Genomic DNA, 14,982 nt, shown 5'->3' with positions numbered 1-14,982 from the left:
CTTATGCCCCGGCGTGGGCCAGGGAGGCGGCGCTGCTGTCCTGCCGCGCGGCGATGGCTTGCGCCAGCAGTTCCAGCGTGAAGAATTCAAACAGCTCCTCGGCACGCAGGCGCACGCCGAAGTCCGTGCTCACGCGCAGCGCATACACTTGCACGCCGAGCGAATCGAGTCCCAGTTCGGCAAACGGCAGGTCGTGCTCCAGCGCGGCGCCAGGCATGCCCAGGGTGTCGGCCAGGGCCGCCGCCAGCCGCTCTATGCAGGCGCCCGCCTGCGCGGTGTCGCGCGCGGCGTGCGGCAGGGGCGCCGCCACGTTGTCGCTGGCGAACATTGCCTGCAAGGCTTTGCGGTCCGCCTTGCCGCTCAGTGCCTGGCGCGGGATTTCGCGTAGCGGGAGGTATTGCCTGGGCAACCAGGCGGGCGGCAGGGCGCGGGCGGCGTGGGCGGCAAGGCGCTCGAGCCAGCGGGCGTCGTCGTCGGCGCCCGCGCCAGGCACCAGCGCCGCGACCAGGCGTGTGCCCGCCAGCAGGGCGGTGACGTCGTCCAGCAGGCCGGAATCGAGCAGCGTGGCCTCGATTTCCGCCAGTTCGACGCGCTGGCCGTTGACCTTGACCTGGTCATCGACGCGGCCGATGCAGTGCAGCTCGCCGTCGGCGTCGACGCGGCAGACGTCGCCGGTCAGGTAGAGGCGCTGGTACAGCAGCGGCGCTTCCGGCTCCGGCAGCGGATTGGCGATGAATTTGCGCGCCGTTTCGGCCGCATCGTTGACATAGCCGTTGGCCAGCGCGGCGCCACTGATACACAGCTCGCCTTCGAGGAAGGGACTGAGCCGATGCACCCGGCCTTCCCCGTCGCGCAGGTAAAAGCGCGTGTGCGGCACCGGCTCGCCTATCGGCAGCGAATCGGCGGGCTGGCCGTCGTAGCGCCAGGCGCTGGCCATGATGGTCGCTTCCGTGGGACCGTAGACGTTGTAGATGCCGGCCGCCGGCAGCAGCGCGCTGGCGCGTGCCGCCAGCGCCGGCCGGAAGACCTCGCCGCCGACGCACATCGCGCGCATCGAGGTGCAGCGCTCCACGCCCGGCGTTTGCAGGATCAGGGTGAGCATGGTGGGCACCGTGGTCATGTGGGTCGCCTGGTGGCGCTCGATGGCGTCGACGATGCGGTCGCCGTCGATGTTGCGCTCGCCGCCGAGGAAGGCGATGCGGGCCCCGACCATCAGCGGCGCCATCAATTCATGCATCGATGGATCGAAGCACGGATGTATGCTTTGCAGCCAGCAGTCGCCGGCCGTGACGTTCAGGTAGCGCACGATCCAGCTGAAATGGTTGTAGGCGGCGGCGTGCGAGACGGCGACGCCCTTGGGCTGGCCCGTCGAGCCGGAGGTGAAGATGATGTACAGCGGCGCCGTCACCGGCACCAGCGGCGCCATGTCGGCGTCGGACAGGTCGCGGGCAGCGAGCTCGGCTTGCGCGCACGGCAGCACGTTCAGCGTGGTCTCGGCCGCCATGCGGCGCTCGCTCAGCGCCGTCAGCAGCAGACGCACGCCGGCCTGTTGCGCGATGCGCTGCAGGCGCTCGGTGGGGCATTCGATATCCACGGGCACGTACACGGCGCCGCACTTGGCCAGCGCCAGCAACAGCAGCGAACGGCTTGGCTCATGCGCGCTGCAGACGGCGACACTGTCCATCGGCCGCACCTGATGCACCGTTTGCAGCAGCCGCGCCAGGCGGTTGGCGCGTGCATTGAGTTCGCCATACGACACGCTGCCGGCGGCCGAGCACAGGGCTGGCAGCGCGGGTGTCAGGCGGGCCTGGCGCTCGACCAGCTGATGGGGATATTCAGGAGTGTAAGGAGTGGTCATGGTTGGATTCTCGGTGCGTTTGTATCAGTTGGGCCAGGCTGCCGGCATGGGGCTCGGCCAGCATGGAAAAATGGTTGCCTGGTACTTCGATGCCGGGCTGGCGGTGCGCCATGGCCGCCGCGTTCCAGCTGGCGATGAAAGGCTGGCGGGCATGCAGGCGCAGGCAGCTGGCGCCGTCGGCGCCGCCCGGCGTCGGCCGGTAGCGCTGCAGCAGGGCCAGGCAGGCGTGGCGGTTGCTTAACACTTCGTCGATGCGGCCCTTGGGCATGCGCTGCGCGATGCGCGCGGCCAGTTCATCGGCATCCATGTGTCCTGTGACCTGCTGCTCGGTCATCTCGGGATGCAGGGCCAGATACAGGGTCAGCATTTCGTTGCCGGCGTCGCTCTGGCGGTCGCGCGCGGCCATGGCCAGCGACGGATCCAGCAGCACCACCTGGTCGACCTGCTTGCCGACGCTGCGCAATATCGTCGCCATTTCGGCAGCGACGATGGCGCCGAAGGAATGGCCGCCGATACGGTAGGCCGCCGCGGGCGGGCCGCTCAGCATGCGCCTGACGTAGTGCGCCGCCAGGGCCTGTATGCTTGGCTGGCGGCGCCCGGCCTGGCGCAGGTTGAACGCGAACACGCGGCAATCCAGGCGGGCGGCAAGGGCGGCGAAGGGCGCCGCGCTGCCGTCGGCGCCATGCACCAGGTACAGCGCCGGCTGCGGCTTGGCGGCTGGCGGCAGGCCCAGCGCGCGCGACAGTTCGACCAGCGATTCGGCCTCCAGCGTCTGCGCCAGCGTGGCGGCGGCCTGTTGCCAGGCCTGTTGCAGCGCCTCTCCGCCGGGCGCGCCGCGGATGCTCCAGTCGTCGGAGGGCATCGGATCGCACGGCGCCAGTATCACGCTGCGCCGGGGCGTGCGCACTTCGATCCTGGCCAGCGTCAATGCCTGCGCGGGGCGGCCGGGGGCGCTGCCCGCCGCCGGCGCTTCGCAGGCGTCGAGCAGTTGCCGCAGCCAGGCCGAGGCGTCGTCGCCGGCCGGCGTCAAGGGCAGTCCCGCCCAGTGCAGCAATATTTGCGTGCGTTGTCCGTAGATGTGCTGGCAGGCGTGCAGCAGGGCCGCCAGCAGGCTGAGTTGCACCGGCAGGCCGTACAGCCGCGCCATGTGCTGACGCAGTTGTTGCAGGGTGTCGCGTGAAGATGGAGAACTCATGCGGGGATCCAGTGTAGTAGGGGCGGTTGGAGCGGGCCATTGGACTACAGATGGGTTCCCCGTATAACTGGAGGAAATGACAGTTTCGGCGCAGGGGAGAGATTTCTATACTTGTCCGCGATTCGCCCGCCGGCTGCTGCCTGCAGCCCTGACCTTGTCGCCCTATGAGGAATTTAATGGAAACCCCAACCGTCTCCGCCACGCAAGCCATTCTGGACGATGTGCGCGCGTATTTGCAGAGCAAAAGTAATTTGCCGGTCACCGAGGAACACGCCACCACCAAGCTGCTGGCCAAGTCCTTTGACGAAGAGGAAATCCGCCATCGCCGTGCCGCATTCGCCACGAATGGCGAGATCGACTGTACTGCCGTGCTGGCCAACTACGAGTTATTGCATGGCATTAAGTACCTGGACCGCCTGATCAACAATAGCGGCCATGCAGTGCCGGCCCGCGCGGCCATCGCCATCTTCCGTGGCGCCGAGATTTGCCTGAATAATCTGGTGGTGCTGGCGCGCCGCATCACGGACGACGTCAAGCGCGGCCACATCGCCGACGCGTCGCTGAAGATCGGCTGGGCCAATCGTTTCCACGAAACCCTGTACAGCCTGTCCCAGTTGCTGGTGCAGGTGGACCAGGGCGGCCAGCAGGGCGACAGCATCAGCATCCGCGATTCGGCCGTCTTCCAGGATTATCTGGTGCAGGCTGCGCGCATGCACGCCATCCTGCGGGCCGAGGCCACCGAGCAGTACAGCGATCTGGGCGACAAGGATCTCGACGATCCGCAGCGTTTTGTCTTCTTCCACAGCTTCGTCAACAGCAATTACGAGTCGATCTGGCTCAGCGCCATGGAGCAGGTGCGCCTGCCCGGCGTGCGGCGCGAGGCGGGCGAGGACGCTGGCGTGTTCTATCAGCGCCTGATTCAAAATGATGAAGTGCGCGAAGCGGTCAACTGCGTCGACCTCAAGGATCCGACCTGCCTGATGCAATTTCGCGCCTATCACCAGATCAGCGAAGTGCTGGTGGGCCTGGTCAATGAAGTGTCCAGCGAGATCATCGTTGCCTTGCTGGGCAACGAGCAAGCCACGTTCGGCACGCATGCGCGCTCGCTGGCGCTGTGCAGCAAGCTGCTGCAAGTGGTGACCGACAACATCCGTCCCATCGTCCGCACGCTCAGCCCGAAAGCGTATTTCGCCATCCGCCCGGCGCTCGGCATCACCAGCGGCTCGCATTCGCACAACTTGCGCAAGGGCTTGTTCCTGACGATTTATCCGTCGCTGGTCAAAGCCCTGCGCCTGCAACTGGCGGCGATGGACGAACAGCTGGCAGGCGACGACGAGCGGCTGCAGCAGATCGTGCTGGCGTTGCTGCAGCAGCACGGCGACCCGCGCGCCGACATACTGCGCCAGGTGGTGTATATGCATCAATACGTGCGCACATGGCGCGACGAGCACATGCAGTTCGTCAAGACGCAGATCGGCGTCAGCCCCGAGGACATGACGCCTACCGCGTCGATTTCGGGCGCCGAGAACGCCGCGGTGACGGCCAACGGTTTCCGCCAGGCGCACAAGAACGATCCGATTGCCCCGCTGTACCAGGCCCTGCTCGGCAAGCTGCCCGTGCCGCCGCTGCCTATCGTGCAAAAAGGCGGCTTCGACGAATACATGGCGCATTTCACCGCCAATGCGGTCAAGGAAATGTATGCCGACGTGCAGGATCGCGCCCAGCGCAAACGTCCGGCCAGGATGGCCAGTTGAGCCGCCCGCTCGTCGTGGTGAGCGGCGCCGGTTCCGGGATCGGCGCGGCGGTGGCGCGGCAGTTCAGCGCCGCCGGCCATCCGCTGCTGCTGATCGGCCGCCGCAAGGCGGCACTGGAGGCGCTGGACTTGCCGCAGTCCATCTGTGCCGCGCTGGACGTGGGCGATGCGCAGGCAGTCCAGGAAGCCGTGCGCCAGGCGGAGCAGCGCCATGGCACCGTCGACTGCCTGGTCAACAGCGCGGGCATCATGCGGCTGGCCGCGGCCGCCGGGCAGGACGCGGCGGAGTTTGCCGAGATGCTCAATACCAACGTCGTCGGCAGCGTCAACCTGGTTCAGAGTGTGTTGTCAGGCATGCTGCGCCAGCGGCGCGGCACGGTCTTCAATGTCAGCTCGATTGCCGGCCGTCAGGCGTTTCCCATGCATGCCGGCTATTGCGCTTCCAAATTTGCCGTCCACGGCTATACGGCGGCGCTGGGGCTGGACATGGCTGAGCACAACATCCGCGTCAGCACCGTCTCGCCCGGCGTGGTCGATACGCCCCTGTTGCGCAGCACGACCTCGGCGTCCGCCCGCGCCATGTTCGAGGAGTGGCTGGGCACGCTCGACTCCCTGCTGGCTCCGGAAGATGTGGCCGGCATCATCGCGTTTGCCTACCAGCTGCCGCAGAGCGTGTGCATGCGCGAAATATTCGTCACGTCCACGTCGCAGGGATCCTAGCCAGGAATCACACCCATCCGCGCCAGCCGCAGTGCGTGATGACGGTGTGCGCATCGAGCAAGTCGTAATCTACGGAAAACCGGGCGCTGGCGTGCAGGCGCGGCGACAGCGTCTGGTTGATCCGAAACGTCAGGGTGCGCCTGGCCTCGTCGAATGCGGTCAGTGTCACGGCGGTAAAGTCGAAATAGTAGCCGACCGTGGGAAAGGCGGCCTTGAAAAAACTTTCCTTGGCGGAAAACACCACCGTCATCAAAAACTCCAGGGCGTTCACACTGTTGAGCTGATGCAGCAGGGCAAGCTCGGGCAGGCCGATCGCCGTGCTCAGCAAGGCTTCGCGCATCTCCGCGCCGACCACCGCTTCAATGTCGATGCCGATGGCTTCGTGCCGCTGCGCCGGCAAGGCCACCGCAGCGGCATAGCCGCCGCCGTGGCTGATGCTGCCGACCACGCCGGCTGGCCACAAGGGCTGGCGCGAGGCGCCGGTGCCGATCTGCGCGTCGGCGATGCCGAGGCGCGCCAGCGCGGCGCGCGCTGCCAGCCGGCCGAAAAAATACTCCGCTTGCCGTTTTGGCACGCTGCGCGCGATGGCGGCGGGCAGGGCGATGTCATGCGCATGGAAGGCGGCGCTCTGGAATGGATAGGGCTGGAAATGCAGGACGGTGATCTGCAGCGCAGGCGCCATGCCGTCCTCTGCCTGGTGGATGAATGGCAGGGGCAGGGGAAGCAGCCCTTGCCGCTGTGCTTCATCGCTGGCCGGCAAGCGCCCGGACTGCATGTCAACGCTCGCTTCTGCACGCTTCATCGTCGCCGTTCTATACATTGAGATGGGCATAGATTACCCGATTCCTGCCATCGTGCAAGGTCATTGCTCACGATGGACGACCCGCTTGCCGCAGCGCGTCGCTGGCAGTGCTGGGCGCCTCCCCCTTCAAGGGTCAGGCATTGTCAGCCTTTGCCTTCAACGCCGGTCCCTTTCGCTGAGCTTTGACACGAACGCGTGCATGGAAGCCGACGTGCCGGCAATTGGCCAGCTGTGCCATGCTTTCGAGCAAATCAGGACTTGCGCGCGCTTCCCGACCGTGTTCAAGCAAGTCGATGCCGATACGCATGAAGAGGAGCGGCTGCCCGATCAGTTGCCTGCCGCATGTTATATCAGGGCTTGCCAGGCTCTGACTTCTTCGTCCGACAGCACCGGCCCCCAGCCGCCGCGCAGCGCCGCATCGTGCTGCGCATAGTGCGCAAGCTGCGGCACGGCCACGTCATGCCTGGCACAGATGGCAAGGACGGCTTCCAGCTGCCGCCTGCTGGCCGGAAGGTCGTCGCCATACCAGCTACAGGCGCTCGTTTCCAGCACATGCTGAACAAGTTCCTCCAGCGTGCCGAGCAGGTGCCCGGGAATGGCCATGCGGATGTCATCGGGCCAGGGGTCACCCATGCCGTTCACGGCCAGGGCAGCAAAGCCGCATTCCCACGCAGCAAAATCCCCAGGCGCGAGCTGCGCCACTTTCCACACGTGGCCGGTGAACGCGGACAGGGCGGGGTGGTCAAGGGCATGCTGCAGGCAAAAGCGCTGCAAACAGGTGAGCGCAATGCATTGTCTTGCAATCACGGAGAGCGTGTCTATCGATATATTGTGCATAAATTGACGGCGTTTCAAAAATAATGGCTAGATTCGGCTGACTGCGCGCCGTGCCAACTCCCTGGCGCATGCTGCTTCAGCTTGAATCATTTCTCAAAAACAAGCCAGGACCAGCTCACCCCCGCCTGGCGATTCTGCAGTTGCACGGATGGCGCCTGCGTATGCAGCATCACTTTGAGCTGATGCCGCATTGCGAGCTCTGCCGTTTCACTGGCGGATACATCAAAGATGCGACGGCCTTCAGGGGCTGGTCCATGCCTCAGGGACATGACGAGCATTGCGCCGGGCTTGAGTAATATGCTGATATTGCCCATCGCCTCCATTCTTTCTTCCGCTGCCAGATGCATCCAGACGGCCGCGACGACAATCAGGTCATACCTGGTTTGGCGCGCGCCTATCGCAGACAGGGCGGGCAGGCTATCGTTCACCCATTCGATGTTGGCCGGGGCGTGCGCCTGCATGCCCGCTGCGCGGAATGCGGCAATGGGCTCAAGCGCGACCACTGTGTGCCCCAGGCTTGCCAGGCACGCCGCGTCGCCGCCTGTCCCGGCGCCGATGTCGAGCACGCTGCTTGCTCGCGTCGGCAAGAGATGAGCAACGGGGCGGTATTTGTCCAGGAAGGCAACGCTGTCGTATCGGGCGATGAGCTGCCCTGCATTGTCTGCATAGCCCTCGGTGCCCGGGACAATGGATGGTTCCATGGGATGTTGCATGATCAGCCGGCGCATCTGGCGATGGCCGTCATTGCTGTTCTCCCGCTTGCTGATGCGCCTGCCGCAACGCCTCCACCGGCAACTGGAAAAAGCGCGGCACCATCGCGGGCGATAAATCGTCGCCGCCGTCCGCCATGGCCAGGCGGCCGCTCAGCAGCAGCATCACGTAGCCATGGCCCAGCGACCAGCCGGCGCTGGCGGCGGCCTTGTCCCAGCGCGCATCGAGTCCCGCTTCGCGCACGGCCGCGCCGGCCGTCTGCAGCACGTACTGGAAGCACGCCTGCGCCGCTTCCAGCAGGGCGGGGAACTGGCGCACGTCCTGGTGCTCGAACATCAGCCGGTAGTGGGCCGGTGCGGCCAGGGCGAATTCGATGTATTGCTGGCCCAGCAGCTGAAAACGCTGCTCGGAGGGCAGGCTGCCCTGCGGCGGCAGTTGTGCCTCCCACTTGGCGATCAGGCTGGCGAAGCCGGCCGCCGCCACGTCGGCCAGCAAGGCTTCCTTGCTGGGGAAGTGGCGGTACACGGCGGCGATCGACACGCCCACCGTGCGCGCCAGTTCGCGCAGCGAGAGGGTGGCGTCGTGCTGCTGCGCCAGTTGCGCGATGGTGGCGGCGACCAGGGTGTCGCGCAGGTTGCCGTGATGGTAAGTACTTGTGCTTGTCATTCTATGTTATCGCTGTTCACATTGTCGTGTATGATGCTCATGTTATCACTGAACACATGGAGAGCACATGCAAGAGATGAACAACGCTGTACGCGCCGTGGCCTTGCCGCCCGGCGCCAGCATCGCCCCCTTGTACCCGGGCAGCCACCTGGCCGACGCGTATGCCGTCGACCTGCCGACCGCGCAGGCGCGCCAGATGGACATGGAAAGCCTGGCGCGCATCCTGCTGGGCAGCCAGCCGGGCTGGGCGCGCAAGCTGATGGTGGTGCGCGACGCCATCGTGGCGCGCTTCGGCATCCGCACGGCCAGGCAGATGGAAGCCAGGCCAGGCAAGCGCATCGGCATCTTCCGCATCTTTGCCGTCAGCGACGATGAAATCATCGTGGGCGAGGATGACAGTCACCTGGATTTCCGCCTGTCGGTGCTGCGCCACCGGGACGCGGGACCGCATGGCCGCATCACCATGTCCAGCGTCGTGCATTGCCATAATGCGGTGGGGCGCGCCTACATCCTGGTGATCCGGCCTTTCCACAAGCTGATCGTGCAGCGTTCGCTGGCGCGCGCCGTGAAGGGCGGCTTCGCTTAAGCGCACTGAGCGGGCAATCTTGCTTATTCAGGGCTGGTATTGCATACTGCACCACCAGCCTCATCACGATTCCCATGAACGATACGCTTCTCCTGCTGGGTTTTGCCACCACGCCGCTTGAACTGATTTCCTTTGTCCTGGCATTGACAACCGTTGCGCTGAACATCCGCCAGAATCATTGGGCGTGGCTGTTCGCCATCATTTCCTCGGCCGCCTACGGTTTTGTGTTTTTCGAGTCGCGCCTGTATGGCGACATGGCCTTGCAACTGCTGTTCATCAGCGTCTCGTTCTGGGGCTGGTACCAGTGGCTGCACCCGGCCAGCGGCGGCAAGAGCCTGCCCGTCACGCGCCTCGATGGCCGCGGCTGGCTGGCTTGCGGCATGGGCTGGCTGGTCGGCTTTCTGCTCATCGCCTGGCTGCTGACGACGACGGACACGGACGTGCCCCACGCGGACGGTTTCCTTACGGCAGGCAGCCTGGTGGGGCAATTCCTGCTGTCGCGCAAGAAGCTGGAAAACTGGATCGCCTGGATCATCGTCGACGTGCTGTACGTGTGGCTGTACCTGCACAAGGGCCTGACCCTGACGGCCGTGCTGTATGCCTTCTTTGTCGTGATGGCCATCATCGGCTTGCTGGCGTGGAGAAAGTCGGCACCGGCCGCGCCGAGCGCGATGGTCCTCAAGTGATGGGCCACTGCGTGCGCGTGGCCATCCTGGGCGCGGAATCGTCGGGCAAGTCGACCCTGGCGGCCGCCCTGGCCGAACGCTACGGCAGCGTCTGGGTGCCCGAATATTTGCGTGAATTCGTCGAAACGCAGGGCAGGGTGCCCGTCGCGGCCGACCAGTACGGCATCGCGCGCACGCAAGTTGAGCGCGAAGCGGCGGCCGCCGCGCAAGCCCGTCACTTCCTGTTTTGCGACACGACGCCGTTGATGACGGTGGTCTACAGCCGCCATTATTTCCATGGTGCCGATGCGCCGCTGGCGGCGCTGGCCGATGCCACGCGGTACGATGTGACGCTGGTGACGGCGCCCGACAGCCCGTGGGTGGCCGACGGCTTGCAGCGCGAGTCGGAAGCCGTGCGCCAGCTGATCTACCGCTACCTGCTCGACGAGCTCGACGCGCGCGGCATCGTCTACCACGTGCTGCACGACAGCCTGGAGGCGCGCCTGCAACAGGCGGCCCCTTTGCTGCGGCAGGCGCTCACTGCAGCGCCCGCCATTTCCCTCAATTAAAAGTCAAACTGCGCCGACACCTTGAACGTGCGGCTGGCGCCCGGGAACAGGTAGCCGCCTGCTTCCGGTGTCACATCGCGCCAGTAGAACTTGTCGGCCACGTTGTTGACGCTGGCGCGCAGCACGGCGCGCGTGCCAGCGATGCGCGTGGCCCAGGCGGCGCCCAGGTTGAACACGCTGTACGAGGGCACGAAGGTGGTATTGTTGTTCTCGAACGCCTTCTTGCCCGCATATTCCCAGCTGCCATTCACGCTCAGGCCCGCCACTTGCGGCACGGCATAGTCGGCCCGCACGGCGGCCTTGAAGGCGGGCACGTTGGGCACGCGCTTGCCATCGTAGTCAGCACTGCCCGTATCTGATTGCTGGCTGTTCAGGGCCGTCACGGAGGCGCCCAGGCTCAGGTTGGCGAAAGCCTTGCCCTGGGCCGACAGTTCCAGTCCACGGTGCTGGGCCTGGCCTGCGCGCACGAAGTTGTAGGTGCTCATGCTGCTGTCGAGGTACTGGTTGAATTCCAGGCCTTTGCGGATCTGGAACAGGGTGGCGGCGACCATGAAGTCAGGCGTCAGGTCCGCCTTCACGCCCAGTTCGATCTGCTTCGAGCGGCTAGGCGTCAGTTCCACGTTGGCGTTTTCCGCATAGCGGTCGGCCGTGCCGCCGTGTTCCATGCCCTGCGAGTACGATGCGTAGACAGCGATATTGTCTTGCGGGTTGTACACCAGCGCCACGTTCGGCAGCAGGAAGTCGTGCCTGGCGCGGATTTCCTGGTCGGCCTTGAGCACGTACTGATAGCCATCGACATCGATGTGGCGCACGCCGCCATGCAGCTTCCAGTTCGGTGCCAGGCTGACGATGTCCTGCACGAAGACGGATTTTTCCTTGTCGTTGCGCACCAGGCGCACGGGACCCGTGACACCGTCGGATGGGGCGACGATGACGGGGCGGTAGATATTGCTGATGCCCACTTCGTCATACACATACTTGCCGGCCCGGTCCTTGCGGTTGAAATACGACACGCCCGCCGTGACCTCATGGCGCAAGCTGCCCGTGGCGAACTTGCCCTGGATCATGGCTTGCGCGCTCAGGGGCTTTTTCGTTTCGCCCAGGCTGCGGAAGTCCCACACGGAGAAATCGCCATTGCTGCAGAACACAGGCATCCAGCCTTCCGGACTGCATCCATACGGGTAGGCAGTGTAGTCGTCGCGCTTGAACGTGTGCTGGTTGGCCGACACGGTGGCGCGCCAATCCTCGTTGAAGGCGTACTGGAAGCGCAGGCCCAGGTTGCTGGTGACGGTTTCCACCGGGTGCGTCCAGGGCTGCTTGTTGAGCATGGTGTCGGCGCTGACGTTGGAAGGCAGCTTGCCATTGCTCAGCAGCTGGAAGCCGGGCGCCGTTACTTGCGCCTTGTCCTGGTAGTCGGCGTCGAGTTGCAGCAGCGCTTGCGGCGAAATCTGCCAGTCGAAGGCGCCGGAAATGAATTTACGGTTGCCGTCGGCACCCTTGATGTAGGAGCGCAGGCGCTCGGCCGCCACGTTGACGCGGTAGCCGAAGCGCGTGTCTTCCAGGCGGCCGCCCAGGTCGACGGCGCCGTACAGGGTACCCCGTTCGCGCGTTTCCACGGTGACGGTGCGCAATGGCGCGGCGGTCGGGCGCTTGACGATGAAGTCGATCACGCCGCCCGGCGCGGCCACGCCTGCCTGCAAGCCGGCCAGGCCTTTCAATACTTCGATGCGTTCCTTGTTTTCCAACGGAATTTGCGTGTCACCGGGGATCGCCACGCCATCCTTGCGGTAGCTGGAGTTCGTATCGAGCTTGAAGCCCCGGATGGTGAACTGTTCCGCATAGCCGACGGCGTTGTACGATTCATTGATGCTGGCGTCGAGCTTGACGGCGTCGCTGAGGTTGCGGATCTGCAGATCTTGTATTTCTTTCTGCCCGATGACGGTGACGGACGCCGGCGTCTGCAGCAGCGGCGCGTCGGAAAAACCGCCGACGGAGGCGCGTCTGGCGGCCGGCGCCTTGCTGGCCGTGACGACGACTTCGGCCATGCTTTGCGCCTGCGGGTCGACGGCTTCGGCGGTGTCATTCGCGGCCAGGGCGGGTACGGCAAACGCGTGCAGGATCGCCAGGGTCAATACAGAAACAGATAAATTCGGTGTGGACATAGATTGCTCGTGGTTCAAGCCGACTCGGTAAAGAGCACGGCAGGCTGCTTGTTCGGCTGGCGCCAACGCAGGAGCTATCAAAGGAGGGAGGTACTTTGCGCTTTCCTTCGCTGGCATTATCCAGATCAGGTACGAAGGGTATCTCTCACCCGGATGACTGCTCCAGGACCCCTAGCGAACTGACAGCTTAGCATGAACCACGGCCAGCTGTCCCACCCGGCTGACCGTTTTACAACAGTGTGGCTGGAATCTATAAACTCAGTTCCAGCACCTTGCGGCTGACGGCGGGCGTGATTTCACGCTGCTCGCCCAGCGCCGTCATGCCGTGCGCTTCCAGGGCGGACACGACGGCATCCACGCTGGCGTGGTTCAGGCCATAGTCGGCCAGGCGCGTCTTGACGCCCATGTGCCGGAAGAAGAATTCCGTGCGCGCGATGGCGGCCTCGATGCGTCCATCCTCGTCACCGCCGTCGAGTCCCCACACGCGGGCCGCGTACTGCAGCAGCTTGGCGCGCTTGGCCTGCTTGCGCACGCGCAGCATGCTGGGCAGGATGATGGCCAGGGTCTGCGCGTGGTCGAGCTCGTACAAGGCCGTCAATTCGTGGCCGATGGCGTGCGTGGACCAGTCCTGCGGCACGCCCACGCCGATCAGGCCGTTCAAGGCCAGGGTGGCGCTCCACATCACGTTGGCGCGCACGTCGTAGTCGTCCGGGTGCGACAGCGCCTTCGGGCCTTCCTCGATCAGGGTCAATAAAATGCCTTCGGCAAAGCGGTCCTGCACGGACGCGTTCACAGGGTAAGTCAGGTATTGCTCCATCACATGCGCAAACGCATCGACGACGCCGTTGCCCACCTGGCGCAGCGGTAATGTAAAGGTCTTCGACGGATCCAGCACGGAGAATTTCGGATATACCTTGCGGCTCATGAACGAGCGCTTTTCCTGCGTCGCCTTGCGCGTGATCACGGCCGAACCATTCATTTCGGACCCCGTGGCAGGTAACGTCAAGACGGTGCCGAAGGGCAGGGCGGCCTCGACGATCTTGCCGCCCTTGGCCAGGATGTCCCACGCCTCGCCTTCGTGCAGGGCGGCCGCGGCGATGAACTTGGTGCCATCGACCACGGATCCGCCGCCGACGGCCAGCAGGAAATCGATGCGCTCGCTTTTCACCATGGCCACGGCCTGCATCAGGGTTTCATAGCTGGGATTGGGTTCGATGCCGGCAAATTCCAGCACCGTATGGCCGGCCAGCGCCGCCCTGACTTCATCATAGACGCCGTTCTGCCTGATGCTGCCGCCGCCATACGTCATGAGCACTCTGGCCTGCGGCGGGATCAGCGCCGTGATGGCGGCGATCTGGCCCTGGCCGAAAAGGATTTGCGTCGGATTGTAAAAGTCGAAATTGAACATGGGACTCCTGCCGCTGGGGTTTAGGCTGTTGCTGAGCCATGATTATGGCCGAACGGGTGGAAACGTGTCGTGGACGCTTGAGCTTTTCGTCCGCGCGGTGGAGAATGCAGCCGATGTCACCACTACGCGAAAAGGAATGCGCATGACCAACGTCCCACTGGAAGAATCCGGCTTGCCGGCCACCGCGCTCGACATGCACCGCGCCATCGGCGCCACCATCGCCGCGCTGCAGGCGCTGGACCTGAACAGCCAGCGCTTCGAGGCGTGCACGGACCCGGAACTGCGCCGCGTGCTCGCGCATGCGGGCGACACCAGCCGCAAGGAAGCGGCCATGCTGCTCGAATGGATGCGCCGCCGCGACGCGCGCCTGGACACGGCCATGAAGGAAGCGCTGTTCAAGGCGGGGCCAATTGTTGCCCAGTATCACTATGACGAGAAAATATTGTAACTATTGGTTTGTTGTCGTGGCGTACCATGCGCCACTTTCGCCTTGCTTCGCGTAGACTGTGCCCCGAACACGATTTTGGGGGAGTTTGCAGAAATGAAATCATTACCATACCGAGAAGGCAGCTGGTTTGCCGTGCCCCTGCCGGGCGGCGGTTATGCCGTCGGCGTGGTGGCGCGCAGGGCGCCTGCCGGGCGCATCATGCTGGCGTATATGTTCGGGCCGAAGCGCGACAGCTTGCCCACGCTGGAAGAGCTGGAAGGCTTGCGGCCGGAACAGGCCGTGCGCCGCCTGCGCACGGGCGACATGGCCCTGCTCAACGAGCGCTGGCCCCTGCTGGGCGACAGCCCCCACTGGAACCGCGACGACTGGCCCATGCCGGCCTTTATCCGCCGCAATGAATCCCTGCAGCGCGCCTGGCGCGCCAGTTATGCGGACGCCGATCCTGCCAAGCTGAATCGCGAGGAATCGATCCCCTTCGACACGCCGGGCATGGAAAGCGATTCCCTGTACGGCTACGGGGCGACGGAATTGTTGATGAATAAATTGCTGGCGCAGGAGCAGGCGTCGGCTTGACCGCGGTCCGGCGGCGTAGGTCGGATTAG

The 14,982-nt window shown here is 64.9% G+C and carries 15 protein-coding genes and 1 riboswitch; of the genes, 7 read left to right on the top strand and 8 right to left on the bottom strand.

The genetic code is table 11. The features are described from left to right. Window position 1: 1 nt before the first annotated feature. Together P9875_RS21030 and P9875_RS21025 are read right to left on the bottom strand one after the other, a co-directional pair. The gene (locus tag P9875_RS21030) at window positions 2-1,858 is read right to left on the bottom strand and encodes a non-ribosomal peptide synthetase (RefSeq protein ID WP_278316508.1); all 1,857 of its coding nucleotides are present in this window, start codon (window positions 1,856-1,858) and stop codon (window positions 2-4) included. Next, the gene (locus P9875_RS21025) at window positions 1,836-3,053 is read right to left on the bottom strand and encodes an alpha/beta fold hydrolase (RefSeq protein ID WP_278316507.1); all 1,218 of its coding nucleotides are present in this window, start codon (window positions 3,051-3,053) and stop codon (window positions 1,836-1,838) included. The genes P9875_RS21030 and P9875_RS21025 overlap by 23 nt, the downstream gene beginning before the upstream one ends. 176 nt (window positions 3,054-3,229) lie before the next feature. On the opposite strand from P9875_RS21025, the gene P9875_RS21020 reads away from it, so the two are divergent. Then, window positions 3,230-4,807: a hypothetical protein gene (locus P9875_RS21020; protein WP_278316506.1), complete on the top strand. Its 1,578-nt coding sequence runs from the start codon at window positions 3,230-3,232 to the stop codon at window positions 4,805-4,807. Further along, window positions 4,804-5,526, top strand: coding sequence for an SDR family oxidoreductase (locus tag P9875_RS21015; protein WP_278316505.1), 723 nt, complete (start codon window positions 4,804-4,806; stop codon window positions 5,524-5,526). The genes P9875_RS21020 and P9875_RS21015 overlap by 4 nt, the downstream gene beginning before the upstream one ends. Window positions 5,527-5,533: 7 nt before the next feature. On the opposite strand, the gene P9875_RS21010 is transcribed toward P9875_RS21015, so the two are convergent. The 4 genes from P9875_RS21010 to P9875_RS20995 all read right to left on the bottom strand — a co-directional run bounded on the left by P9875_RS21010 (window position 5,534) and on the right by P9875_RS20995 (window position 8,542). Continuing rightward, window positions 5,534-6,328: a 4'-phosphopantetheinyl transferase family protein gene (locus tag P9875_RS21010; RefSeq protein ID WP_278316504.1), complete on the bottom strand. Its 795-nt coding sequence runs from the start codon at window positions 6,326-6,328 to the stop codon at window positions 5,534-5,536. Window positions 6,329-6,673: 345 nt separating this feature from the next. Further along, window positions 6,674-7,183 carry a hypothetical protein gene (locus P9875_RS21005; protein WP_278316503.1) on the bottom strand — a complete coding sequence of 170 codons (510 nt, stop codon included), beginning with the start codon at window positions 7,181-7,183 and terminating at the stop codon, window positions 6,674-6,676. Window positions 7,184-7,251: 68 nt separating this feature from the next. Then, window positions 7,252-7,866, bottom strand: coding sequence for a class I SAM-dependent methyltransferase (locus P9875_RS21000; RefSeq protein WP_278316502.1), 615 nt, complete (start codon window positions 7,864-7,866; stop codon window positions 7,252-7,254). 40 nt (window positions 7,867-7,906) lie between these two features. After that, window positions 7,907-8,542 carry a TetR/AcrR family transcriptional regulator gene (locus tag P9875_RS20995; protein WP_278316501.1) on the bottom strand — a complete coding sequence of 212 codons (636 nt, stop codon included), beginning with the start codon at window positions 8,540-8,542 and terminating at the stop codon, window positions 7,907-7,909. Window positions 8,543-8,609: 67 nt separating this feature from the next. On the opposite strand from P9875_RS20995, the gene P9875_RS20990 reads away from it, so the two are divergent. The 3 genes from P9875_RS20990 to P9875_RS20980 all read left to right on the top strand — a co-directional run bounded on the left by P9875_RS20990 (window position 8,610) and on the right by P9875_RS20980 (window position 10,362). Beyond that, on the top strand, window positions 8,610-9,128 hold the full coding sequence (locus P9875_RS20990) for a DUF2867 domain-containing protein (RefSeq protein ID WP_219307062.1): 519 nt from the start codon (window positions 8,610-8,612) through the stop codon (window positions 9,126-9,128). Between the two features lie 74 nt (window positions 9,129-9,202). Next, window positions 9,203-9,814: a nicotinamide riboside transporter PnuC gene (gene pnuC / locus P9875_RS20985; RefSeq protein WP_278316500.1), complete on the top strand. Its 612-nt coding sequence runs from the start codon at window positions 9,203-9,205 to the stop codon at window positions 9,812-9,814. Continuing rightward, window positions 9,814-10,362, top strand: a complete 549-nt coding sequence (locus P9875_RS20980; protein ID WP_278318859.1) for an ATP-binding protein — start codon at window positions 9,814-9,816, stop codon at window positions 10,360-10,362. Before pnuC ends, P9875_RS20980 begins: the two co-directional genes overlap by 1 nt. Here the strand turns inward: P9875_RS20980 and P9875_RS20975 are convergent. Beyond that, window positions 10,359-12,524, bottom strand: coding sequence for a TonB-dependent siderophore receptor (locus P9875_RS20975; RefSeq protein ID WP_278316499.1), 2,166 nt, complete (start codon window positions 12,522-12,524; stop codon window positions 10,359-10,361). The genes P9875_RS20980 and P9875_RS20975 overlap by 4 nt on opposite strands. A gap of 85 nt (window positions 12,525-12,609) precedes the next feature. Next, window positions 12,610-12,707, bottom strand: a riboswitch (TPP riboswitch). A 67-nt stretch (window positions 12,708-12,774) separates the two neighbouring features. Continuing rightward, window positions 12,775-13,932, bottom strand: a complete 1,158-nt coding sequence (locus tag P9875_RS20970; RefSeq protein WP_099400426.1) for an iron-containing alcohol dehydrogenase — start codon at window positions 13,930-13,932, stop codon at window positions 12,775-12,777. Window positions 13,933-14,074: 142 nt separating this feature from the next. Here P9875_RS20970 and P9875_RS20965 point away from each other — a divergent pair, with 142 nt between their 5' ends. Then, window positions 14,075-14,380, top strand: a complete 306-nt coding sequence (locus P9875_RS20965; RefSeq protein ID WP_035827789.1) for a hypothetical protein — start codon at window positions 14,075-14,077, stop codon at window positions 14,378-14,380. Window positions 14,381-14,473: 93 nt separating this feature from the next. Then, a complete protein-coding gene (locus P9875_RS20960) occupies window positions 14,474-14,953 on the top strand; it encodes an Imm26 family immunity protein (RefSeq protein WP_278316498.1) in 480 nt (159 codons plus the stop codon). Window positions 14,954-14,982: the final 29 nt, after the last annotated feature.

Source organism: Janthinobacterium rivuli (assembly GCF_029690045.1).
In the GTDB taxonomy this organism is placed as follows: Bacteria; Pseudomonadota; Gammaproteobacteria; order Burkholderiales; family Burkholderiaceae_D; genus Janthinobacterium; species Janthinobacterium rivuli.
The sequence above is the reverse complement of the archived record's forward strand: the minus strand, read 5'-3'. Positions and strand labels throughout refer to the sequence as shown.